Raw genomic sequence first — 23,888 nt, 5'->3', positions numbered from 1 at the left:
CTCGCGCAGAGCTGAATTGAGCGTGGCACCCCGCCGCCATACAACGCGGTTTGAGGGAAAGCCCCGAGTGCCTTGCGAAAGCCGATCTCGAACCTGGTCTGTCAAACAGGAGGCAGGGTCCAAGGGACATGAGGTGACGCAGGCAGGGTCAGCTTGCGACGCGGCTTGCCTCCCCTTCAAGGCCGGGGCGCGCGGGCCCGACATGCGACCAGATAAAAGGAGACGAGGCTCATGCTGATCGACGGCAAGGTATTCGCGATTACAGGTGGCGCTTCAGGCATTGGCAAGGCAGCGGCCCTGGAAGCAGCGCGGCAGGGCGCTGACGTCGCTATAACCGATATCGTGGCCCCCGAGACTGTTCGCAGTCTTCTCAATGAGATCGAGCTAACCGGGCGGCGCGCCTTGTACCTGCAAGGCGATGTGGCCGAGCCGGAAACGGCCAACCGTTTCATGAGCGCTATCGAGTCACAACTGGGCGGTCTGGACGTGTTTGTCAGCAATGCCGGGATCTGCCCGTTCCACGCCTTTCTCGACCTGCCGCCGGACGTGTTGAAGAAGACGATCGGCGTTAATCTGCTCGGGGCCTATTTCATGGTGCAGGCGGCGGCCAATCAGATGGTCAGACAGGGGCGCGGTGGGGCGATTATTGCGGTGTCGTCCATCTCGGCTCTGGTTGGAGGAGAATTCCAGACGCATTATACGCCTACCAAAGCGGGCGTTCACTCGCTCATGCAGTCCACAGCGATCGCCCTTGGGCCTCATAACATTCGCTGCAACTCAGTGTTACCCGGTACCATAAGGACGCCAATCAATCAGGAGGATCTGGCCGATGAGGGGAAGGCCAGCGCAATGATCGCGCGCATCCCTCTTGGCAGGCTGGGCGAGCCGGAGGATCTGGCGGGGCCAATCGTCTTTCTGGGCTCGTCACTTGCCAGCTATGTCACGGGTGCCGCCCTGCTGGTCGATGGCGGCTGCTTTGTAAATCTCCAATAGGTTACGGCGGCGTTCCGTCGCCGCAGGGTGTTACAATCGAACGCTGCAAGTCGGGAGCGATTCGCAATTGCCCTGTTGGCGTTTTGGGGGTTGCCGTGGCACATGATGCGCCATGTCCGATGGCACCCCTCTTCATACCAGTTCGCTTTACCACCTCCTCTCGATTGCCGGTGCGGCGTGGTGGTCCAAGGGACTGGCTGTCATCATCGGTACATTCATCCTTGAGGATGCCACGACGATGATTGCGGCCATGGCGGTGGATGATGGTCGTCTCAGCGTCGCGCTGGCGCTTGTCTCCCTTTATATCGGCGTGGCTGTGGGCGATCTCGGGCTGTACGGCCTGGGTGCTGTGGGCGCGAAATGGCCCCCTGCCCGGCGCTGGCTGACCATGCCGCGTCATGACAAGGGGCGCAGCTGGTTTCATCGCAATGTCGTGCGCACCGTCGTGATAAGCCGTTTCATTCCCGGGGCCCGTCTGCCGCTCTATACGGCTTGCGGGTTCTTCCGGGCACCATTCGGCGCGTTTGCTGCCAGCGCGGTAGTCGCTACATTGATCTGGACCTCGCTTCTTTTCAGCGTGTCGTTACATGTGGGTGGCTGGATGTCGGTCCATATGGCGAGCTGGCGCTGGTTCGGCATCGCGGGGTTCATACTGACAATCCTTTTCGTCGGGCGCCTGATTGCCCGGTTCCAGACTTTCAGTGACTGAGTGGCAGATGCTTCAGAAGACACACGGATTGCCCGACTCGTTTGATCGCGATGAGCCCCCGATGGACGGCAAGCCTGCAATCCATCAGGGTCAAACCCAGAAAGAGCCGCATCCTCTCTCGTTGTTTGAATTCTGGCCCGGGTCCATTTTCTATACGCCGATCGTTCTTTACTGGATCGGTCTCGGCCTGCGCTATGGCGATTTCAGTGTACCCAGTGCGGCGAACCCCCTGATTGAAACGGGCGGGCTCTGTGGCGAAAGCAAGAGCGGCATTCTCGATCTGGCCGGTCCGGTCGCCACGCGCTGGATCGCGCCTTATGTCACGCAGATGCTGCGCAAGGGACGCCGCAAGGACGATGCGGCAGAACTGGCCGCTGCCATGAGGGCCAGAGGAATCGACTTCCCGGCCGTGATCAAGCCCGATATCGGGTGCAACGGAACAGGGGTGAAACTCGTCCAGAGTAAGGCCGCCCTGCTCGGGGTGCTCGACACGTTCCCGTCGAATGTGCGCATCATGGCGCAGGCACTTGCCACCGGGCCTGTCGAGGCCGGACTGTTCTATATCCGTGAGCCGGGCGCTGCCTCAGGGCGCATCACCTCGATCACCTACAAGGAAGCGCCGGTCCTTGAGGGAGATGGTATTGCAACCATACGCGAGCTGATCATGCGCGATACGCGCACCAATCTGCTGCCGGACATCTATCTGCCGCGCCTCAAGGATCGTCTTGATACGGTTCCCGCCAAGGGGGAGCCGGTGCAGCTTGTCTTTACCGGAAACCACTGCAAAGGCTCCATCTTCCGCAACGGTTGCGCCGACGCCACCCCCGCGCTTACCCGTCGCCTTGACGAGATCATCGGCGATATCCGCGAATTCCATTTCGGTCGTATCGACGTCAAAGCGGCCTCGATCGAGGCTCTGCGACGCGGTGAGGATTTCGAGATCATCGAACTCAACGGCGTCGGATCCGAGGCCACACATATATGGGATTCACGCACGACGCTGTGGGAGGCGTATCGCGCGCAATTCTACCACTATCGCATGGCGTTTCGGGTCGGGGCGCTGAACAGGGCGCGGGGCTGGAAAACCTGTGGGGCCTATACGATGCTGCGCTACTGGCGCAAGCAAAGACGCCTTCTTGCACTCTACCCCCTTAACGACTGAGGATATTCGACAGTATCGGACGCAGATTGATGGCTGTCGTCCCAAGCGCCCGCTTCAGCTGCATGGCGCTTTGCTGGAACCACCTTGGTTGTCAGGCCGGACGATTTTTGGGGGTGCCATAGGTTCGTGCATAAGCCTGCGAGCGGTGCCTCAGCCCCCTGCCCGCCTTGTTGGATCACCCCCATTCAGGGGCGATGCAGTCTACTGGATGCCGGACCCGAAGATATAGTTGCTGACCTGCTGCTCAAGCGATGTAGGCGCCTGGGTGTTGGTGATGGTGCCATCAGAGGGCAGACGCTCGCGGGAGGTGCCAGGCTCGATGGCCAGAGCGTTTTCCGAGGTCATCGTCGGGGCCGCGATGGTCAGGAGCGTGTCGGAAGGCAGCGACAGATGGCGGTCGATGGAGAAATCAACCTGCGCCATCTGTGTGGCCGGGTCGAGGCTGATTTTCTGGACCGTGCCGACGCGAACGCCCGCCAGCACGACGGCAGCGCCCGCGTTCAGCCCATTGGCAGAAACGAAGCGGGCATGAAGTTTCTGGGTGTCCCCTGAGGGGCCATGTCGCTGCGCCGCGGCGAAGACAGCAAAGCCCGCTGCGATAGCCAGCACCATTGTGCTGGCCAGAATCGCGCCGCCCCGGTTTTTTGCTGCCATATCTGCGTCACCTGCCTGTTATAACAGCGGAACTCTTCGCCCGAGTTGCGGTGACGGTCAAGCGCGGGCTTGCGATCCGTGCCGCAGTAAGGCAGGAGATGGAAACATTTATTTCATACTGAGCTGACATGACGCTGCTTCAAGCACTGGTTCTGGCCATCGTCCAGGGACTGACCGAACTCTTCCCCGTGAGCAGTCTCGGCCATGCAGTCCTCCTTCCCGCCCTGCTTCACTGGAATCTGGACGAGCGGAGCGAGCTGTTCCTGCCATTTCTGACGATGCTGCATTTTGGCACACTGGTTGCGCTATTCTGCTTCTTCTGGCGTGACTGGCTGGCCATTTTTACCGGTGCAATAGGGATGCATGGTGCGGCCCGCCGAGAGGAAGCCATCCGTATTCTGGTGCTTCTGGTTGTGGCTACCATTCCGGTGGTGATCTTCGGTGCGGCGTTCGAGCACAAGCTCAAGGTCATTTTTGGTACGCCCGCCGCTGTGGCGATCTTCCTGATCCTGAACGGCGTGATCCTGCTCGTGACCGAGTGGATGCGGTCGTACAAGGGGCGCATGCCCCAGCGTGCCATTGCTGATATGTCGGCCCGCGATGCGATGGTGATCGGACTATGGCAGTGTCTGGCACTCTTCCCTGGTATCTCGCGTTCGGGTTCGACCATCAATGCAGGGCTTGTCTGTGGGCTCAATCACGAGACAGCTGCCCGGTTCTCGCTTCTCATGGCGCAGCCTGCGGTTCTGGCGGCGACAGTGCATGAGGCGTGGCAGCTCCGTCATATGAGTGTCAGCCCGGACATGATCCGCATTTCCATCATCGCGGCTATCGCGGCGGGTGTGACGGCGCTCATCAGCACGGCCGTTCTGCTGCGTTATTTCCGCAATCATGAGCGCTGGGCGTTGTCGCCTTTCGCCTTCTATTGCATGGGAGCCGGTGCCGTCTCCCTCGTCGCACTCGTTCTCTTTTGATAACGAAATAATTTCCACTTTGACAGCCGATCCGGCATGATCGGCTTTTCCACTATGGGCGATTAGTATCATTCCTGACCTGGCCGAATTTCCACCCTCCGCATCGAACTCCGCAAGCCGACGCAAGACGCTCGAACAGGTTACGGCTGATTACGAAACCAACGGGCTCAAGCGCTCGCTGACTGCCACGCAGCTTGTGATGCTCGGTGTTGGCTCCACGATCGGCGCTGGCATTTATGTCATGACCGGCACAGCCGCCGCCGAGTATGCGGGGCCGTCCATCCTTGTCTCGTTCATTATTGCGGCGCTGGCCTGCCTCTTTACGGCCTTTTCCTATGGTGAGCTTTCTTCCAGCCTGCCTGTTTCGGGATCTGCCTATTCCTACGCCTATGTGTCGATGGGTGAGAAGGCCGCCTGGACGGTCGGGTGGTTGCTGCTGCTCGAATACGGCATCTCCTGCGCTGCTGTCGCCTCAGGACTGTCCGGCTATGCCACGAGCCTGCTTTCGAGCTTCAACGTGCATGTCCCGGCCGCGCTCAGCCAGGCAACCTTCCAGACCGTACCGGGAAGCGGCGGTATGGCTATCACTTCGGGATGGCGCTTCGACCTTGTTGCGACATTGGCCATCGCAGTGGTGACAGCCTGCCTGGTGCGCGGTGTGCAGGAATCAGCGCGCGTCAACACGGTGATTGTGTTCATCAAGGTCGGCGTGCTTTTCCTGTTTGTCATATGCGGTCTGTTCGCACTGCACCCCTCCTACTGGCATCCTTTTATTCCGGAATATCGGGGCGGCTTCCAGTACGGCATTCCCGGTATGTTTCGCGCAGCCTCGATCATCTTCTTCGCTTATGTCGGGTTCGAAGCCGTCTCGACCGCCTCGGCTGAGGCGCGTAACCCGCGTCGGGATGTACCGATCGGGATCATCGGCAGTCTTGTGATATGCACGATCGTTTATGTGTGTGTAGCGTCCATCCTGATCGGTATCGTGCCCTACCAGCAGCTCAATGTGGCCGATCCGCTCGCGATTGCCGTGCGCGCCATGCATCAGCCCTGGCTTGCCCTGTTCGTCAATCTCGGTGCCACGATCGGGCTTTGCTCGGTATTGCTGGGGCTGCTCTACGGGCAGACACGCATCTTCTTCGCAATGAGCCGCGACGGGCTGCTCCCCCCGATCTTTGCGTATGTGCACAAGCGCTACCATACGCCTTGGACCGGGACGATCCTGCTCGGCATTCTGGTGGCTCTTGCCACAGCCACCTTGCCGATTGACGTGATCAGCGATCTTGTCAGTATTGGCACGGCAGCCGCCTTTGGTATCGTGTGCTTCACGGTTATCTGGCAGCGCAACAAGCACCCCGATATGCCGAGAAGCTTCAGCGTTCCGCTGGGGGGCGTCACCATCAGGGGATGGTGGATTGGCGTCACCCCGACGCTGGGTATCCTGTTCTGCCTCGTGATGATTGCCCCGCTTTTTGCCGACATGGCCCGCGCCCTGATGCACGGCAATCCGGTCCCGGCCCTGTTGCTGATTGCTTATGCAGGGCTCGGATTTGCGACCTACTGGTTCTACTCCCGGCACAACTCCCGCTTTGCCACAGAGGAATCACTTTCCCCCTGAGGCATGAGCGCAGGCGTCTACCGAGGGGGCGTCCTGGTGCCGCTCATGACATTACCCACAGATTTGGTGGATGCGTTCGTGGGCAAGCTTGTGGATAAGCTGGGCATGGAACGTGAATAAGGGGAGCATGAGAGCCCCCCCTTCCAGGCTTGCTTCAATTGGTCTCAAACGCAGTGGCCTCTTGAGCCATCGTGTTTGGACTTGCGATGTTACTTCACAGAGAGCGAGGCAAGCGCCTCACCCACGACACGGGCGCTGAGCGCCATGGAAATTGCACCAGCGTCAGGGTAACCCTTGCTGCGCTCGCCATGGGTGCGTGCGCGGCCCAGCCGTGGCAGAAGGTCCTTCGTTGCCTCGGCGGCGGTGGTCGATGCCTTGGCGGCTTCGCTCCAGGCCTTCGAGACACTCTCTCCCTGGCGCAAACCCTGCTCGAAGCGTTCCACTAGGGGGACCAGAGCATCCATAAGGGTCTTGTCACCCGGCTTCGCCTTGCCGAGGGCTGTAATCTTTTCCATTGCGCGACGCAGGCCGGTTGAAAGGCTCTGGGCATCGGGCACGGCAGAGTCATCGAAGGCTGTGCTGAAGGCGAACAACCCCGCCCCCCACAAGGCGCCCGATGTGCCGCCGGCACGATCCGCCCAGGCATCTGCTGCCGCTGCGAGCACTGTCGCAGGGCCCGCCCCGGCCTCGACAGCGGCCAGCGCGGCCTTGGCCGAGGCAGCTGCCCCACGGGCCATTCCTTGCCCGTGATCCCCATCGCCCGCATGGGCGTCGATCTGCCCAAGCTCGGCCTCGGCCTCTGTCAGGGCGTGTGAGAGCTTGACCATGATGGACGCTACGCAGCGACCGCCATCGCGTCCGGCGTCGGTGAGGGATTTCATGTAAACGGCCGGGGCATCTGTCAGCACCGACAGGGCATGATCCTGCACGCGTGTCACCGCGTTGCGGCGAAATGCCGCGCTATCCACCGGCGCGCACCAGAAACGCTCAAGCTCTTCATCGAGCCATGTGATCGTCAGTGAGCATCCGGCCATATCGAGGCTGGTAATGTATTCCCCGGCAATGGGCGCGACCAGGGTATATCCGGCATTTTCGAGATAGGGGATGATCGCTTCCCACAGCACGAAAAGCTCTTCATATTTCGTCCCGCCCAGGCCATTCAAGAGCGCCGTAATGCGCGATCCCGCCTTGGGGGGTGCTTCCTTCAACAGGCGCTCGCACAGGATGGCGGCCAGCGCTTCGGGGCGCATGAGATCCTGCTCATCAATGCCCTGCTCTCCATGAACACCAAGGCCGAGCGCAACCCGACCATTCGGGACATGGAACAGCTTCTCGGTTTCACCGGGCAGGGTGCATCCGTCGAAGGCCACACCGAAAGAGCGCGTGCGTGCATTGGCACGCTGGCCCACCGCCTCAACCTCGTCGAGGGAGAGACCCGCTTCGGCCGCCGCCCCCGTGATCTTAAAAACGGGTACATCGCCTGCCGTGCCACGACGTCGGCTGGCCTCCTCGGCAGGGGCGCTTGCGATATCGTCTGTCGTGGCGATCATGCGGGCATCGATGCCCTCGGCACAAAGGCGCTCTGCGGCGATACTGAAATTCAGCACGTCGCCGGCGTAATTGCCGTAGCCAAGGATAACGCCGCCACCCAGATTGGCTTGCCGGGCAATACGGAGAATGGCTTGTGTCGAGGGCGAAGCAAAGACGTCGCCCGCCACAGCAGCATCGGCAAAGCCGGTGCCGACATACCCGTTGAATGCCGGGAAATGCCCGGACCCGCCGCCAACCACCAGAGCCACCTTGCCCTTGGCGCCGGGTTGACTACGCAGCACGCCACCACGGACCGGCTGGACGATGTCACGATAAAGGCTGGCAAATCCGCGCAGGGCCGATGTTGCGAAGTTCTCGGCGTCGCCACAGATCTTAGTCATGATATTATCCTTGCTGAGGTTCGCGATGGAAGCAGAGAGCCACGCCGTCAGGGAGCGGCCGCATCATGCTTCCCGGTTGAAATAGCGTCTTGCGATAGCATCGAAGGAAATGGCCGCCACGACGATGCCGCCGCTGACGATCGACTGCCAGTACGGCGAAATGCCGAACAGCACGATGACGTTTTCGATGATCCCGATGATGACAGCGCCCAGAACGGCGCCGAATGGGCTGCCAAGGCCGCCTGTCGTGGCGACACCGCCGATGACGGCCGCTGCGATGGGGGCAAGCACCCATGTATCGCCGATGGAAGGCTGAGCTGTTCCGAGGCGGGCGACCATCACGATACCTGCCAGTGCGGAAAGGAAACCTGCCGTTGCGAAAGCACACACGCGAATGGCGTCCACCCTGATGCCAAGCATCCGTGCAGCCGCATTATTGCTGCCAATGGCATAGACATAGCGCCCCAGCGGGGTGCGGATCATGACGAAGGACACGATCGCAAGGCAGACGAGCAGGATCACGAAGGGTACGGGCAGACCGAACATCATGCCACGGCCAAGGAAAGCAATATCACTCGGGATTCCGGTGATGGCCACGCCCTTGGTGAGCACCAGATTAGCCCCCCCGTAGACACCGGCCATGCCGATGGTCAGCACCAGCGAGTGCAGGCGCAGCCTGGTGATGAGCAGGCCATTGAGCAGCCCGCACCCCGTGCCGAGTGCGAGGCAGAGAATGAGGGAAAGCCACGGATTGAGGCCTGCCTGAACCATGAGCAGGCCGCCTGTTACTCCGGCAAGGCCGCCAATGGCCCCGACAGAAAGGTCGAGCTCACCGAGAATCATCAATATGGCCTGACCGATCGTGACGAGCCCCACGAAAGCCAGCGAGCGCGCGATGATCTTCATGTTGAACGCGGTCAGGAAGTGCGATGATAGCGAGCAGGACAGGACAAAGATGACCACGAGGGCCACGATCACACCGCAGAGCGGATTGGCTGCCAGAGCCTTTATGCGGGCGCCGCTGCTGGGGGCCGCGACGACCGTCGTGCCATCGGCCCGCGGAAGGTTTGAGGGTTCATGCGACATGTCTGGTCTCCGGTGAGCCGATGATCGAGGCGACCAGCGTGCTGACATCCGTCTTGTCGTGCTCGAAGGAACCGTTGATACGGCCGGAATAGAGGGTGATGATGCGCGTGGCGCAACGCTGCAATTCGTTCATTTCTGACGAGACCAGAATGATGCCGACGCCCTCTTCCGCAAGGCGTTGCATGATCCGGTAGATCTGGAACTTGGTGCCGATATCGATGCCCTTCGTCGGCTCATCGAATATGAGCAAGCGAGGCTTGCGTGCCATGGCGCGGCCGATGATCGCTTTTTGCTGGTTGCCGCCAGAGAGAAACATGATCTTCTTCGCGGCTGATGAGGTGCGGACATCGAAACGCTGGATGATCTCACGGACGATCTCTTTCTCCCGCCTGGGGGAGATCAGTCCACCTGTGGAGATGTCATCGGTGACGGCGAGCGCGATATTTTCGCGCACGCTGAGCATCGGGAAGATACCGTGATGCTTGCGCTCTTCAGAGAGGTAGATCATCCCTGCCTTGACGGCTTTGTCCGGCCTGTTGGGGGCGATGACCTTTCCATCAAGCATCACCTGGCCGCTCCGGACTTTGCGGAAACCGAACATGGCCTGCATGATTTCGGAACGGCCTGCGCCAACCAGACCCGCGAAGCCGAGGATTTCGCCTCTTTTCAATTCAAAGGAAATATCCTCGAACCCGGGCCCGCACAGATTATCTACCTTGAGAATCGTCTCGCCCGTGCGAGATTCCGGATCGGACTGGAATTGTTCGTCCAGCTTGACCGTACTGCCCGACATCAGGCGGATCAGTTCGCTTTCGGTCATGCCCTCCATAGGAAAGCTGCCAACGCTGCGGCCATTGCGCAGCACGGTGACCGTATCGCCCAGCGAAAAGATCTCCTCCATCTTGTGCGAGACGAACACGATGGCCACGCCCTGGTCGCGCAGATCACATACGATGCGGAAAAGCTGTTCTGTCTCACGGGCTGTAAGCGATGAGGTCGGCTCATCGAGGATCATGACCCCGAAATCTTCCTGGGTTGCCGCGCGGGCAATCTGCAGAAGCTGCTGATCGGGCACGCTGATTTCGGCGACCTTCTGATCGGGCCGCGCGTGAATACCGAAACGCGCGATATACTCGGCGGCCTTGGCTTCCATGGCCTTTTCGGAAACGGTGACCGTGCCGAAGCCCGAGCGGGCAAACGGCATGAACATGTTTTCCGCAACGGTCAGGTAGGGGAAGAGATTGAGTTCCTGGGGAACGTAGGCCACCCGTCGAAACAGCTTGTGATCGTGAAGGGCATCGGCATCATCGATCACCAATGTCCCCTCATCGGGTCTGACCAGTCCGGAAAGAGTTTTGATGAGGGTAGATTTGCCCGCCCCGTTTTCCCCGGCAAGGATATGCACCTTGCCGGGTTCCAGGGTCAGGTCGATATGGTCAAGCGCTACGACACCCGGATAGGTCTTTCGTATGCCTGTCGCCTTGAGGAGGACCATGGCCCTGCTCCCATTGCTTACTTGGTGAGTGTGGCTTTGGTGATGATGTCGATACCCGTATCGATGTTCTTGGGCGTCTGCTGACCCATCGCCTTTTGCCAGGCGGCGATTACAGCCCAGTAACCCTGCATCTCAGGACGGCTCGATGCCGAAGAGTCCACCACGCCATCCTTGATGAGCTGAAGCATGTCACTCAGGTTATCGAGCCCGACTTCCTGGACCTTGCCCACCTTGTCGCTCTCGCGAATGGCCTGACCGATACCCACCGGACCAGCAGCATCACAGGCGACCCAGCCACCAAGATTGGGGTGAGCCTGCATGATGGCCGAGGCCTGCTTTTGAGCCGTTTCGATGCTGTCATTGTCGATGCCTGTGGCAACGACCTTGATATCGGGATACTTGGCAAATACCTTGAGCTCACAGCGGGCGCGCAGAGCATGGTTGGGTGCAGTTGGCACCCCCATCATGATGGCAACCTCGCCCTTGTGATCGATCAGCTTGGCAAGCCGTTCGGCTGCCAGAGTGCCCTGCTCGCAAAAATTAGCCCCGACTGCCGTGATATTCATGCCTTCGGGAGGAAGAGAGTCGAACACCGTCATCGGGATCTTCTCGTCAACCGCTTCCTGCATGGTGGCGCGATTGCCCTTCTCATCGAGAAGGTCAAGGATCAGGCCATCAGGGTGTGTCGCAATGGCCCGTTCGATAATGTCGTTCTGGGTCGAGACATCGGCCGTCTGCGGTGCACGATATTCCACCGTGATGGTGCGACCGGTAGCCTTGCTGAGCAATTGCGCAGCCGACTGGGCACCATTATTTGCCTTGTCGAACCAGGGGTGCACGGCTTTTGGGATCATGACGAAACGCATCGGCCCGTTCTCCGGGGCCGCATGAGCGACCATCGGAGCGAGAAGGAGGGATGCGGTAGCGAGCAGGACTTTTTTCATGAAATCAGACCTTATGTGGTCGTGTTAATCCATTACTTGATGGAGTTTGGCGAATACTTCTTATCAAGAGCATCGATGCCATCGACGTTCTTCTTGGAAGCGCTTGCCGGGTCGAATTCTTTTGCAAGAAAGGAATCGACAATCGTCCTGGCCAGTTCGGACCCGACGACGCGTGCACCCAATGTGATGATATGGGCGTTGTTCGACAGGGCGGCGCGCTCGGCCGAATACGCATCATGAGCCTGAGCTGCGCGGATACCAGGGATCTTGTTGGCCGAAATCGCGACCCCGATACCGGTGCCGCAGCACAGGATGCCGCGCTCATATTCGCCCGAGAGAATGGCGTGACCCACGCGCTCGCTCAATTCCGCGTAAAGTTCGCTTTTCGCATCGACGGGGCGCGAGAGATCGACCGCATCGACACCCTTGGCCTTGAGATGCGCCACGATCTGCTGAGCCAGTCCCTCACCGGCGCTGTCGCCACCAACTGCAATTTTCATGATCGTTTTCCTTGAACGTGTTTCAGGGGGATGGAGAATGCGAGGTGGGCGCTGCGTCATCCAGATGGGCGACATGCAGGTTGATGCCAGCATCAAGCATTCGGTTCTTCTGGCTTTCGGACACACCTGAGTCGGTGATCACGACATCAAAGTCAGAAAGGCTGGCCAGACGGTTCAATGCGGTAACATCGAATTTCTGGCTGTCGATCATCAGGATGCGACGATCGACAATTTCCATAAGGGCCATCTTGCACTTGACGATCTCCTGCTCCTGATGGAACGCGCCGAGATCACGCACGGCAGAGACGGACATGAAGAGTGTATTGGCCCTGAGTGATTTGGTCCCCTGCTCGCACAGGATGCCGAGAAAGGCGTCGAAGCGGGGGTGATATTTGCCGCCCAATGATATCAGGCTGATATCGCGTGCGCCTGCAATCTGCGTCGCAATTCCCATGCTGTTTGTCAGCACTGTGAGCGGCATGCCTGAAGGCAGGTTTTCAGACAGGATGCGCGAGGTGGTGGAATCGTCGAGTGCGATGATATCGCCAGCCTTGATAAATCCTGCTGCAAGGCGGGCAATGGCCTGTTTCTCGCGCGAGGCACGGCGCATGCGATGGACGACGCTCGTTTCCATCACACCGCTGGCCAGCATGGTCACACCGCCATGCACCTTGCGCACCAACCCCTGCTCGGACAGCGCATGGAGGTCGCGATGGATGGTCATGCGGCTGGTCGAGAAACGATCCACCAGTTCCTCGATCTGCGCGCCCCCGTTTTCGAGCACGTAATCCAGAATCTCGCGTCGTCTGGCCGAGACGGCCTTGCTCTCGACCCCGCTCGCGCCGCTCATGACGCTACAGACCTGATGATGGCCTCGAGCCCAGAGGGATCCCAGGCCGAGCGACCGATAAAGACGCCGTCTACATCGCTGAGCGCCGTGTAGCGGCCGGCGTTATCGAGTGAGACGCTGCCGCCATATAAAAGAGGCACACGTCGCGCCTGCTCCTCTCCCACAAGCTCTGCCAGCACATGGCGCAAGCGCCTATGGGCAACATCGACAAAATCCGGCTCGGCTGCCCGGCCCTTCGCGCCGATCGCCCAGATCGGCTCATAGGCCAGGAGCACCGTAACGATTTCATCCGACGTCAGGCCGTGAAGCGCCATTTTGGTCTGGCGTGCAAGGATCTCGTTCGTCACGTTGAACGCGTATTCGTCGGCGCTGTCACCAATGCAGATCAGCGGTCGCAGACCATGGCGGATAGCGGCGCGTACCTTGAGGTTTACCGTGATATCGGTCTCACCGAAATGCTCGCGGCGCTCCGAGTGGCCGAGTTCGATCAGATCTGCCCCACATTCACGAACCATTTGGGGAGAAATTTCGCCCGTCCATGCTCCTTCGTCTTCCCAATGCATGTTCTGCGCACCGACATGCCAGCCCGTGTTCTCAAGGCGCGCCGCAACTGCTTCGAGAGAGGTGAAAGGAGGGATGACAAAAGGGGTAATCGTCTCAGGTACACTCATATTGGCGATCTGGGCGGCAGCATTGCGCGCAGCTCCAGGCCCCTTGTTCATCTTCCAGCTTGTTCCGATCCAGAGAGACTTTCGGGGCATTGCTTCCTCTTTCCACGCAGCACGGCGGCCAGTTCGTAACGTCTGGATGTTACTTTACGGGAGAAGATAACACTCTCATAGAGAAAATATCATTGTGATCGTTCACATTGATATGAGTGAAAAAAGAATACTCACTGGAATTTGCGATATTGGCAGCCATTTCAATATCTTGTGCCAAGTCTGCTGGTGTTACGACATGAGACGCCGTTCTGTGATCTCACAATCATGGGACATGAGGCGACGTGCTTTGATCCCCCTTTCCTCCAGTCCTTGATGATAGAATGAGACAGCCTGGATCGGGGTCAGAACGCCGTCCGTCACGTTTCTCATCATGGTAATCATCAGGGCGGGATCCTCGGCATGCAGGATCTTTCGGCCAAAGAGAGCCGCCCGAGCACCAGCCTGCTGAGCCTGGCTGAGAAGTTCCATGCAATCGCGGGTCGTGCCACTGCCACCGCCCATGATGCCAACGACAACCCGCGGGTCATACCGGCAGAGCGCCGAGAGACTTTCCCGCGTATTGAACGGGATCTTCAGCAATTGCGGCATTTCGTCACGACGCATTCCGGCGAGGCACCGGGTGATCATGTCATTGAGAAAATCGCCGAAACCATCCGGATCAATGTCGGCCTTGTTCGGATTGAAGACTTCCAGAAAATACTCGAAACCTGTTTCTTTTGCCTCGCGGCGAAATGTCCGAAAGTGATCCAGAACCATCACGTCATGGGTTGCCTCGCCATTGAACGTCAGCGAGTACAGCCCGAAGTTGCAAAGTGCCTGATTGAACGTGGCTGTCCTGAATGGCAACGATGTCTGGTTTTCAAAGCTCCCCGCACGGACACGCCAAAGATCGGAGCTGTCATTGAAGCGCACGGCAAGCTGGATGTCGCGCAGGGCGCTAACGTGGGAGGTCAGTAGATCCTCATGCGTGGAAACAGAGGCAAGGACCATGTCGACCAGATCCTGAGTGACGATGTCACAGATATCGTCCAGAAATTCTGCTTTCGTCATTGGCCCTTGACCAGGGCGAAAGAGCGCTGACATGCCCCCTGCCATATCTGCATCGCGCGCATCTACGAGAATGAAATCGCCACGCGTGTCGCATTGCGCCTTCATCCGGGCGAGTTTCTGACGAAAACGGTTCATGAGTGTCCTTCCCTGGCGCAATGCCGACTTTACACAGCGCCTGAGCTGGGGCGGCGTTCAGTCATGCCGTGCTGCGCTTGGGCAATGTGCCAGCAGGTTTCCGCCTGATGTGTCCGCTCGACATCGGTCCAGCCCAACGGCCCAGCCATCAGGCCACAAATCTCATCGATCACTGCATGGGTCAGTAATCCGCGCAGGGCAATCGGCGTGCGGCGGTAGACTAGATCATTCACGTTGCGCACGAGTTCTTCATGTGTGATGTAGAGAATCTCGTTCTTTGTATACTCTGGAAGACTAACCAGGGCCGTATCAGTCGTTTTGGCGCAGTATTCTGCAACCCGCTCTGCTGTCGTGCCGTAACGTTCAAGGAGTGAGGCTGCGCGAGATACGCTCAGGCCATATTTATCTGCGAGATTGCGCAGATAAGCTGTTTTTGTACGAGGTGAAGGATAGTGAGCTCCGCCCCCGATCGGGCGCTGACGCGAAGAGGATACTCTCTTCTTGTGCAGCATGCAGAGCGTCTTGTCTGCCACCTCTTCCGCCAATCCACGAAATGTGGTCCATTTCCCCCCAATTAGCGACAGAACCGGGGTGATGCCTGCGTAATCCGTGTGGATGACATGATCACGGCTGATCGCGCCAGGGTCATCTGCGCTGCTCGCGGGGAGCGGTCTGACTCCGCAATAGCGGTAGATCACGTCGTCGTCACCAATCGAGAAGCCGGGAAACAGCTCGGCCAGCATGCGCAGCATGTACGATTGCTCATCCTGTGAGCATTGCACGGTATCTGGGTCTTGCACCGGAATATCGGTAGAGCCGACGAGCACGTGCCCAAGGAAGGGATAAGCCAGGCAGATCCGTCCGTCCGCGGTACCGAAATACACCATCTGCCCATTCAGTTCGCGCAGCAAGCCTTCATGACGGATGACGAGATGGGATCCTTTGGTGCCGCCGATATAGCGTGTTGTGAGGCCGAGTTGCGCATTGACACGGTCGATCCATGCGCCACCAGCATTCACGATCAGGTCCGTGCGCACCTGTTCCCTGTCGCCGGTCACGCGATCATGCAAGGTCAATGTGCCCTCGCTGAAGGCCTCGACTTCGCTATACGTCTTGATTGCGCAGCCGAGATTGAGTTTGAGCGCATCTTCGACGCATTCAAACCCCAGTCGTTCGGGCTGGGAGACGGCGGCATCATAGTAGCGTCCGGTCGCAATGACCTTGCGGGTCATATGCGGCCAGCTCTGCCTGACCTTGTTGCCTAGTGTAAGGGAGTGGCGGGGCATCACCTTTGCCCGCCGTCCCAGGAAATCATAGATCTGCATACCGATCTCGGTGATCAGCACGCCGCGATCTGCGAGTTTGCTCTTGAAACGAAAGAAGCGCTTGATTGAGGGCACAATCCCGCCAAACCATGAGTGGATCGGGATCACTGTCGGCAAGGCGGTGACCAGATGCGGGGCATTGCGAAGCAGCAGGTTCCTCTCAAGCGTTGATTGCGCGACGAGACGAAATTCTCCCGTCTCGAGATATTTGATGCCGCCGTGAATCAGGCGTGATGGAGCGGCTGAGGCGCCCGCGCAGATATCCTCGCGCTCGATAAGCAGAACATTCACGCCCTGTAGAGCCAGCTCGCGAAAAAGGCCAACCCCGTTGATGCCCGCACCGATGATCGTCACATCAAAATGGGCTGAGTCGAGGTGTTCGGCAGAATGGGTCATGGGGTTTCGCGATCCGTAATGAGCATGGGTATTTGAAAGGCAAGCGATGAGACAGCTTGTGAGCGGGGCAGTCAGGGATGCATGGGTGCGGAACCCGGGGGAACGGCTGGCCGCTGAGTGGCAGCGATCGTCACGTTCATCGTCTGTGTGATGGTCGAGGCTTCCACAGGCCCCGATGACGAGGCCGAGAATTCTCTGGTCTCTGCCGCGGATGGAGGTATTGTGGTATCTTCAGCCTGATTTGCTGACGTCCCGTCGTATGCAGCGACCGCTTCTGTGTAGTCATCTCCCTGATCACTATGCAGGGATGGCCAGAAGGGTTCCAGAACCTTGGCTATAGCGAGATACCGGTCATAGATGACATCGTAATAGGCGGCGAGCGTCGTATCTGGCTCGAAACGACGTGGGTGAACATGAAGGGCATCCACGGCATCCTCCAGTGTTGACGCCATGCCGCAGGCCACGGTTGCTGTAAGGGCGGCCCCCAGAGCGCCGGCTTCCCTCACCGGCGACGTCATGACAGGGCGTCCGAGAATGTCGGCAAAGAGCTGTCCGATTTCGGGATGGCGGCTTCCACCGCCCGAGATGCCGATCTGACATACAGCACCGGTCTTGAGCAAATCCTCCACATGGTGGCGGTGATTGAAGATCGTACCCTCGATCATTGCGCGGAACAGATCGGCACGGTCGTGCCAAGACTGCACGCCAAGAAAGGACGCGGTAGCGGGTGTCTCGAAGGGCGAGCCGAAAAGATAAGGATGATAGAGCGGTATCTGTCGTGCAGTACGGCCAGTCGCAAATTTTGCTATGGAGGCATCGATCAGCCTGGCCGCCGCCTCTGGATCGTCAGGTTCCACGTAGCGTGCCATCCATTCCAGATTGCTGGCAGAGGCAGGTGATATTGCCATGCAGTTCCACAACCCCTTGCGGTATCCCGCGCGGCACGCCCATTCGGGGCCGGTCACAGGCCCGTCGCGAAGAACCTCGTTGATTGAGAAGGTTCCCGCCGTGACGGTCATGTCACCCGGGCGGACCTGGCCCAACCCGACCGCCGCGGCAATGACATCATGCAAACCTGCTGAGACAGGAGTGCCCTCGGCGAGGCCGGTCAGCGCAGCAGCTTCAGCGGTTACTGCGCCTGCCAGCGCACAGGAATCGAGCATGGTTGGCAAGGCTTCCGCTATTTCCGACAAGTCGAGTGTCGCGAGAATAGAGGGGCTGTAGGTCTGACGTTGCAGATCGGTAAAGGCGGTGCTTGCCTCGGTCAGATCAGTGGCCACCTGCCCAGTAAGGCAATAGCGCAGCCAGTCCTTGGCGAAGAATACTGTCCCGATCGAGGCAAAGCGTTCGGGCTCATGGCGTTTGATCCACGCAAGCAGCGTGGTGGCCGAATAGGGATAGGGGCGCTGTCCAGCGATCGGCATGAGCCTGTCGAGCCGCCCGTCACGTTTCCATCCGTCATGGATACCATAGGCGCGGCTATCAAGGGACATGATGCCACGACCAAGCGGGCGCCTGTCGCGGTCGAGCAGAAAAAGCCCGTCACCGTGAGCTGTGATGCCCACACCGGCAATATCAGCGCCCTTCAGGCCTGCGTCGGACAACGCGTCGCGTATCGTGCCTGCCACAATGCGCCAGGTTTTGTCCATGTCGCGTTCAACGTGGCGCGGCGTATCCGTGATCTGTGCAACGCGTGCGTGACCAAGACCGACAATCCGACCATCTGTCGCAAAAATCACAGATTTTGCACTCGATGATCCGCAGTCGATCCCGATCAGATATCCAGTGCTCATGATCAGGCTCCATTCTGACGAGAAGGGCGATATTCTTTCCTTATGATTATCTCCAAGTATAATGTTTCGATAATCACAATTAGTTGTGATAAATGATACGTTCGGTGTATTGGTAGGCGTTTTCGATATGGCACATGCAGGCCGACGAGATACCATCTGCCGTGATGGCGCCTGATAACTGTTTCCAGCATCTCTTGCCGAGGTGAGATATTTGTGATATTTTTGTGATCTATCGATTGGTCTGCTTGGTCCATCGGAACAAAGCAAAATCTGTCAAAGGCAGTTCTTCAGAATGAATGATGACCCCAAGCCAGTACCCTCTCTGGACGGTTTCTCCGGGATCAAGCGCCAGAACCTGAAATCACGTCAGCAGCAGATTCTTGATCTTTTGTTCGAGCAGGGTAATGCAAGCATCGAGTTTCTGGCTGAGCATTTTGATGTCAGCCGTATGACCATTCATCGTGATGCCCATGCATTGGCTAGCCAGGGGCTGATCGACAAGATCCATGGCGGCATCACGCTCAAGAACCGTGCCCGGACCGAGAAAAACGTTGCTTATCGTCAGCATCGCGCCGCCAACCTGAAAAAGGCGATTATCCAGCGTGCCGTGTCGATGATCGAGCCCGGTCAGGTTATCATTCTTGATGATTCGACGACTGTCGCCGAGATGCTGCCCTTGTTGCCAGCGCGTGCACCTCTGACAGTCATTACCAACGCGGTCGGGGTGGTCCAGGCGCTGGCCCCTTTCCCCGGTATCAAGATCATCTGTCTGGGAGGTGATTACAGCAACTCGCGCAACGCGTTTTTCGGGTTGGTGTGCGAGCAGGCTGCGCGCTCACTGCGCGGCAATATCATGTTCATGTCCACCTCCGTGATCTCGGGCGACACGGCGTTCCAGAACGATCAGGATGTGGTGAAGGTCAAGCGGGCCCTGATGGATATTGCTGATCAGTGTGTGCTTCTGGTGGACAGCACCAAATTCAGACAGGGTGGTCTGCACCGCCTGACATCGTTGCAGGAATTCGACCGTATTCTGACGGACAGCCAGATCAAATCCGACACGCTGACAGATCTTGAAGCCGCTGGTATTCCTGTCGAGATCTGCTGAAGCACCTCGTCAGGCGGCGTGCCTGATCGTTCCAGCTTAAACCGGCGTTGAGGCCGGGCGGGTAGCGTCCCCTGCCCGGCCCCTTACCGCAATCAGGCGTTTTCGAGCGTCGCCATATCGATGACGAAACGATACTTCACATCCGATTTGAGCATGCGCGCATAGGCATTTTCGATCTCATCCATCGCGATCATCTCGATATCCGAGGTAATGCCATGCTCGCCGCAGAAATCCAGCATCTCCTGTGTCTCGGCAATGCCGCCGATCAGTGAGCCGGCAAAGTTGCGGCGCTTCATGATCAGGCTGAATACGCTGACGGGAAGCGGGTTCTCTGGAGCGCCTACCTGGACGAGCGTTCCCTCGCGCTTGAGCAGGTTAAGATAGGCGTTGATGTCGTGGTCAGCGGCCACAGCATCGAGAATGAAGTCGAAGCGACCCGTTTCCTTGGCCATCGCTTCGGGGTCCTTGGAGAGCACGACTTCATGTGCACCAAGGCGCAGGCCATCCTCGACCTTGCCTTGCGATGTCGTGAAAAGAACCACCTCGGCACCAAACGCCCGAGCGAACTTCACAGCCATGTGGCCGAGCCCGCCAAGGCCAACAATACCCACGCGCTGGCCCGGACCGACTTTCCAGTGCTTGAGCGGCGAGTAAGTCGTGATACCAGCGCAAAGCAGGGGCGCGACAGCCGCAAGTTCGAGGTTCTCCGGAACCTTGAGAACAAATCCCTGATCGACCACAACGGCCTTGGAGTAGCCGCCGAAGGTGATTCCACGTCCCTGACGGTCTTCACCGTTATAAGTGCCAACAAAGCCGACCTCGCAATACTGCTCGAGACCTTCCTTGCAGCTGGCACATTCGCGGCATGAATCAACCATGCAGCCTACGCCAACCAGATCCCCAACCTTGAACTTGCTGACAGATGCGCCAGTCTCGCTGACGCGACCAACAATCTCATGGCCGGGCACACAAGGATAGATGGTGTTGTGCCATTCGTTACGGGCCTGATGAATGTCGGAATGGCAAACGCCGCAATAGAGAATGTCTATACGGACATCGTCAGGACCGGTGTCGCGACGATCAAACTTGAAGGGAGCGAGGCGCTCAGAGGCACCTTGTGCCCCGTAACCGATACAGGAAAGCATCGAGATTCTCCATCCTGGCCTTGGGCAGAGGAACGTCAAACACCCCAAAGACGATCGCCGTCTCTGGGGTGTCTGCCAATAAGCCTTCGGTGTTAACGTCTCGTCAGGCTCGCGAGTTCATTTCCCGCTGCTGCGCAGAGTGTCTATTCAGCCGGGGCCGAACTCGCCCGTGTCCGGCGCTCACGCCAGGCCGAGAGCCTTATATAGAGGGTTGGCAGAACAAGAAGCGTTAGAGCGGTGCAGGAAATCAGCCCGCCAATCACCACACTCGCCAGCGGCTTCTCCACCTCGGCGCCCTCGCTCATTGAAAAGGCCATCGGGAAGAAGCCGAGGCACGCCACCGTGGCTGTTGCCATGACAGGGCGGAAACGCTCCCGCGCCGAGGTGACGGCTGCGGTAACCGCATCGAACCCCGCAAGCCGCTTGTCACGAATATAGGAAATCAGCACCACGCCGTTAAGCGTCGCGACGCCGAACAGAGCGATGAACCCGATACCAGCCGAGATGCTGAATGGCATGCCACGAACCCACAGGGCAATGATGCCGCCAGTTGCCGCGAAAGGCAGGTTGACGAACACCAGAGCCGCCAGCCAGATATCGCCAAGGGCAAGGATAAGCAGGCAGAAAATCAGGACCAGTGTGATCGGCACGACAATTTCCAGACGTGCCACCGCGGTTTGCAGATTGCGAAACTGGCCGCTCCATTCGATCCTGTAACCCGGCGGGAGCCTGATCTGGTTTTTGACCGCGCTCTGGGCTTCCTGAACGAAGGAGCTGAGGTCGCGGCCACGCACATTGGCCTGTACCATCATCCGACGCTCTCCCTGGTTGCGCCGGATCGCCGCCGGACCATCACGCAAGGTGATGTCGGCCACCTGATCGAGCCTTACCGAGTGATCGTCGCGGGTCAGCACGGGCAGCAGGCGGATATCATTCAGATCATCACGTGATTCTGCCATGATGCGCACTTCAGTGGGGATCAGCGCATCCTGTAGCGAGACTGGAGGGCCTACATGGCCGCCGATGGATTCCACGACATCCAACACTTCGGATGTATCGACGTTCAACCGGGCTGCCGCGGTACGATCCACATCGATATGCAGATACGGGATCGTGCCGACATCCTGCGGGGCGACATCGGCAGCACCATTGACTGAATCCACTACGCGGGCCGTCTGGCTGGCGAGCTTCATCAATGTATCGATGTCCGGGCCATAGATGCCTATGGCAATCTGGGAGCGCACACCCGATTGCAGGTCATCCATGCGCATCTGGATAGGCTGGCTCCATGAATAGAGCGAGCCGGGGTTGTTCTTGCGCAAGGCGGCATCGAAGGCGCGTATCAGCCCTTCCTGCGTTGTGGCGGTCTTCCACTCGCTGCGCGGCTTGAGCAGAACATAGGTATCAGACTGCTCGCCACCCTGAGGATCGGTCGGGATGGCGGAGGTGCCGCTATTGCTGACCAGCATCCGGATATCAGGGAATTGCCTGAGTGTCTTCTCGATCTGGGTGATGGCACGCAGCGAGGCGTCGAGCGATATGCCGGGCAGACGTGTCGAGGTGACGATCAGATCACCTTCCTGCAATTGCGGGATGAATTCACCGCCCAGCCGTGTAGTCAGGCCAAGCGAAACCACCAGCACCAGCAGGGCGATGCCCACCACCATACGCCCATGATCCATGCACCAGCGCGAGGCGGGGGCAAAACCGCGGCGCAGGAAACGGATGAAGAAGGTGTCGTGCTCGGTCCCTGTCAGCGCCTCGCTATCGGAGGGATGCGCCTCATTGCGGGTTTCGTGCGCGGATGCATGATGAGGCTTGATCTTCATGATCAGCGCCGCAAAAGCAGGCACGGCGATCAGCGCGTAGATCAGCGACGCAATAAGCGCGAGGATGACCGTCTGGGCCATGGGACGGAACATACGGCCCTCAACGCCCTCCAGCGTGAGCACCGGCAGATAGACCATGATGATGATCAGAATGGCAAATATGACCGGTCGCGCCACCGAGCGCACCGTCTCGGCAATACGCCGTGTGAGCGGTACGTCGTCACCAGCCTGACTGGAAAGCACGCTCTCTACAATCACAAGGGCGCTATCGACCACCATCCCGAAATCAATGGCGCCAAGGCTCAGCAGATTGGCGGATATGCCGAGGTGACGCATGCCTACCATTGCGGCCACGAGAGAAAATGGAATGACCGAAATGATCACGAGCGAGGCACGCCAGTCGCCGATCACGACCAGAAGCACGACCAGTACGAGGATCGCGCCGAGGACAAGGTTTTCCTTGACGGTGTGAATGGTGACATCAGTCAGGGTGGCGCGGCTGTAATAGGGTTCGAGCGTCACGCCTTCAGGAAGTGAGGCGATGATCTGAGGCAGGGCAGCCTTGATGCGTGAGAGCGTGGCCTTGGCATTGGCCCCCTGCTGCAACAGGACTACGGCATTGACGATTTCGCCCTCCCCATCGCGCGTGACACCGCCGAGCCTCGGGAGACGCCCCTCACGCACAGTGCCGACATCGCGCACATGGACCACGCCGCCATTGGGCATGCTGCGCACCTGCACCTCGCCCAGCTCATGCAGGCTGTCGATCAGCGAGCGCCCGACAATGATTTTCTGCTCGTCGTTATGTTCGATCCACGCGCCCCCGGCGGCTTCGTTGTCACGATCCACCGCGTTGAACACATCCGAGACCGAAACCTGGAACTGACGCAGCGCCATGGGGTTGAGCGCGACCTGATAGGTCTGCGACGCGCCACCATTGATGTTGACATCGATTACACCACGGATCAGGCGCAGCTTGGGCACGACGTTCCACGTCATGATCCGGTTCAGCGCGGCCAGTGAGCGACCCTCGCCGTGAATCTGAAGCTGCAGGATCTCGCCCATACCGGTGGCCATCGGCCCCATCGTGATGGCGAGATTGCGAACAGACACGGCAGCGCGTGCCTGATCGAGCCGCTGCGCCACGAGCTCGCGCGCCCTGTAAATGTCGGTGCCGTCATTGAACTGCAGATAGAGCACCGAAACGCCGGTACGTGAGACCGAGCGCATGGAATCCACCCCGACGATACCGGACATGACGGTCTCTATGGGGAAAGTCACCAGGCGCTCGACCTCTTCGGTCGGCAGGCCGGGTGCACGGACCGAGATGAGCACCTGCCGGGGCGAGATATCCGGCACCGGCTCAACCGAGAGCGAACGCAGATCCGCAATCCCGGCGATCATGAGAAGGACGACCGCACCGAGTATGGCGGCGCGCCCCTTGAGGAGGGCGAGCATGAATTTCATGG

The 23,888-nt window shown here is 59.0% G+C and carries 19 protein-coding genes; 6 read left to right on the top strand and 13 right to left on the bottom strand.

The features are described from left to right. Positions 1-231: 231 nt before the first annotated feature. The 3 genes from lra1 (at position 232) to ACWNRM_RS03695 (ending at position 2,864) form a co-directional block, all read left to right on the top strand. Positions 232-993 carry an L-rhamnose 1-dehydrogenase Lra1 gene (gene lra1 / locus ACWNRM_RS03705; RefSeq protein ID WP_485169639.1) on the top strand — a complete coding sequence of 254 codons (762 nt, stop codon included), beginning with the start codon at positions 232-234 and terminating at the stop codon, positions 991-993. Positions 994-1,105: 112 nt separating this feature from the next. After that, positions 1,106-1,702 carry a DedA family protein gene (locus ACWNRM_RS03700; RefSeq protein ID WP_485169640.1) on the top strand — a complete coding sequence of 199 codons (597 nt, stop codon included), beginning with the start codon at positions 1,106-1,108 and terminating at the stop codon, positions 1,700-1,702. Between the two features lie 61 nt (positions 1,703-1,763). Continuing rightward, the gene (locus ACWNRM_RS03695) at positions 1,764-2,864 is read left to right on the top strand and encodes a D-alanine--D-alanine ligase (protein ID WP_485169689.1); all 1,101 of its coding nucleotides are present in this window, start codon (positions 1,764-1,766) and stop codon (positions 2,862-2,864) included. Positions 2,865-3,065: 201 nt separating this feature from the next. Here ACWNRM_RS03695 and ACWNRM_RS03690 read toward each other — a convergent pair whose 3' ends face one another. After that, entirely contained in the window at positions 3,066-3,518 is a 453-nt protein-coding gene (locus tag ACWNRM_RS03690; protein WP_485169641.1) for an MlaD family protein, read from the bottom strand. 128 nt (positions 3,519-3,646) lie between these two features. On the opposite strand from ACWNRM_RS03690, the gene ACWNRM_RS03685 reads away from it, so the two are divergent. Both ACWNRM_RS03685 and ACWNRM_RS03680 read left to right on the top strand, forming a co-directional pair. After that, entirely contained in the window at positions 3,647-4,492 is an 846-nt protein-coding gene (locus tag ACWNRM_RS03685) for an undecaprenyl-diphosphate phosphatase (protein WP_485169642.1), read from the top strand. Between the two features lie 199 nt (positions 4,493-4,691). Next, positions 4,692-6,110, top strand: a complete 1,419-nt coding sequence (locus tag ACWNRM_RS03680; RefSeq protein ID WP_485169643.1) for an amino acid permease — start codon at positions 4,692-4,694, stop codon at positions 6,108-6,110. A 209-nt stretch (positions 6,111-6,319) separates the two neighbouring features. Here the strand turns inward: ACWNRM_RS03680 and ACWNRM_RS03675 are convergent, their stop codons facing one another. The 10 genes from ACWNRM_RS03675 to ACWNRM_RS03630 form a co-directional block, all read right to left on the bottom strand. Further along, on the bottom strand, positions 6,320-8,041 hold the full coding sequence (locus ACWNRM_RS03675) for a dihydroxyacetone kinase family protein (RefSeq protein WP_485169644.1): 1,722 nt from the start codon (positions 8,039-8,041) through the stop codon (positions 6,320-6,322). A 63-nt stretch (positions 8,042-8,104) separates the two neighbouring features. Next, a complete protein-coding gene (locus ACWNRM_RS03670) occupies positions 8,105-9,127 on the bottom strand; it encodes an ABC transporter permease (protein ID WP_485169645.1) in 1,023 nt (340 codons plus the stop codon). Then, positions 9,117-10,622 carry a sugar ABC transporter ATP-binding protein gene (locus tag ACWNRM_RS03665; protein ID WP_485169646.1) on the bottom strand — a complete coding sequence of 502 codons (1,506 nt, stop codon included), beginning with the start codon at positions 10,620-10,622 and terminating at the stop codon, positions 9,117-9,119. Before ACWNRM_RS03665 ends, ACWNRM_RS03670 begins: the two co-directional genes overlap by 11 nt. 17 nt (positions 10,623-10,639) lie before the next feature. Then, on the bottom strand, positions 10,640-11,566 hold the full coding sequence (locus ACWNRM_RS03660; protein ID WP_485169647.1) for a substrate-binding domain-containing protein: 927 nt from the start codon (positions 11,564-11,566) through the stop codon (positions 10,640-10,642). Positions 11,567-11,598: 32 nt separating this feature from the next. Next, a complete protein-coding gene (locus ACWNRM_RS03655) occupies positions 11,599-12,066 on the bottom strand; it encodes an RpiB/LacA/LacB family sugar-phosphate isomerase (RefSeq protein WP_485169648.1) in 468 nt (155 codons plus the stop codon). Positions 12,067-12,088: 22 nt separating this feature from the next. Further along, positions 12,089-12,916 carry a DeoR/GlpR family DNA-binding transcription regulator gene (locus ACWNRM_RS03650; RefSeq protein ID WP_485169649.1) on the bottom strand — a complete coding sequence of 276 codons (828 nt, stop codon included), beginning with the start codon at positions 12,914-12,916 and terminating at the stop codon, positions 12,089-12,091. After that, entirely contained in the window at positions 12,913-13,677 is a 765-nt protein-coding gene (locus ACWNRM_RS03645; RefSeq protein ID WP_485169650.1) for a triose-phosphate isomerase, read from the bottom strand. The genes ACWNRM_RS03650 and ACWNRM_RS03645 overlap by 4 nt, the downstream gene beginning before the upstream one ends. 189 nt (positions 13,678-13,866) lie before the next feature. Continuing rightward, positions 13,867-14,823 (bottom strand): hypothetical protein, encoded by a 957-nt coding sequence (locus tag ACWNRM_RS03640; protein ID WP_485169651.1) that lies wholly within the window; start codon positions 14,821-14,823, stop codon positions 13,867-13,869. A gap of 29 nt (positions 14,824-14,852) precedes the next feature. Beyond that, positions 14,853-16,544: a glycerol-3-phosphate dehydrogenase/oxidase gene (locus ACWNRM_RS03635; RefSeq protein WP_485169652.1), complete on the bottom strand. Its 1,692-nt coding sequence runs from the start codon at positions 16,542-16,544 to the stop codon at positions 14,853-14,855. Between the two features lie 71 nt (positions 16,545-16,615). Further along, positions 16,616-18,337, bottom strand: a complete 1,722-nt coding sequence (locus ACWNRM_RS03630; protein ID WP_485169653.1) for an FGGY-family carbohydrate kinase — start codon at positions 18,335-18,337, stop codon at positions 16,616-16,618. Positions 18,338-18,629: 292 nt separating this feature from the next. Between ACWNRM_RS03630 and ACWNRM_RS03625 the strand changes: the two genes are divergently transcribed. Further along, entirely contained in the window at positions 18,630-19,445 is an 816-nt protein-coding gene (locus ACWNRM_RS03625) for a DeoR/GlpR family DNA-binding transcription regulator (RefSeq protein ID WP_485169654.1), read from the top strand. 92 nt (positions 19,446-19,537) lie between these two features. On the opposite strand, the gene ACWNRM_RS03620 is transcribed toward ACWNRM_RS03625, so the two are convergent. Both ACWNRM_RS03620 and ACWNRM_RS03615 read right to left on the bottom strand, forming a co-directional pair. Further along, complete coding sequence (locus tag ACWNRM_RS03620) at positions 19,538-20,590, bottom strand: NAD(P)-dependent alcohol dehydrogenase (RefSeq protein WP_485169655.1); 1,053 nt, start codon at positions 20,588-20,590, stop codon at positions 19,538-19,540. A gap of 143 nt (positions 20,591-20,733) precedes the next feature. After that, on the bottom strand, positions 20,734-23,886 hold the full coding sequence (locus tag ACWNRM_RS03615; RefSeq protein WP_485169656.1) for an efflux RND transporter permease subunit: 3,153 nt from the start codon (positions 23,884-23,886) through the stop codon (positions 20,734-20,736). Between the last annotated feature and the right edge of the window lie 2 nt (positions 23,887-23,888).

Source organism: Asaia sp. A2 (genome assembly GCF_057319415.1).
The sequence above is the reverse complement of the archived record's forward strand: the minus strand, read 5'-3'. Positions and strand labels throughout refer to the sequence as shown.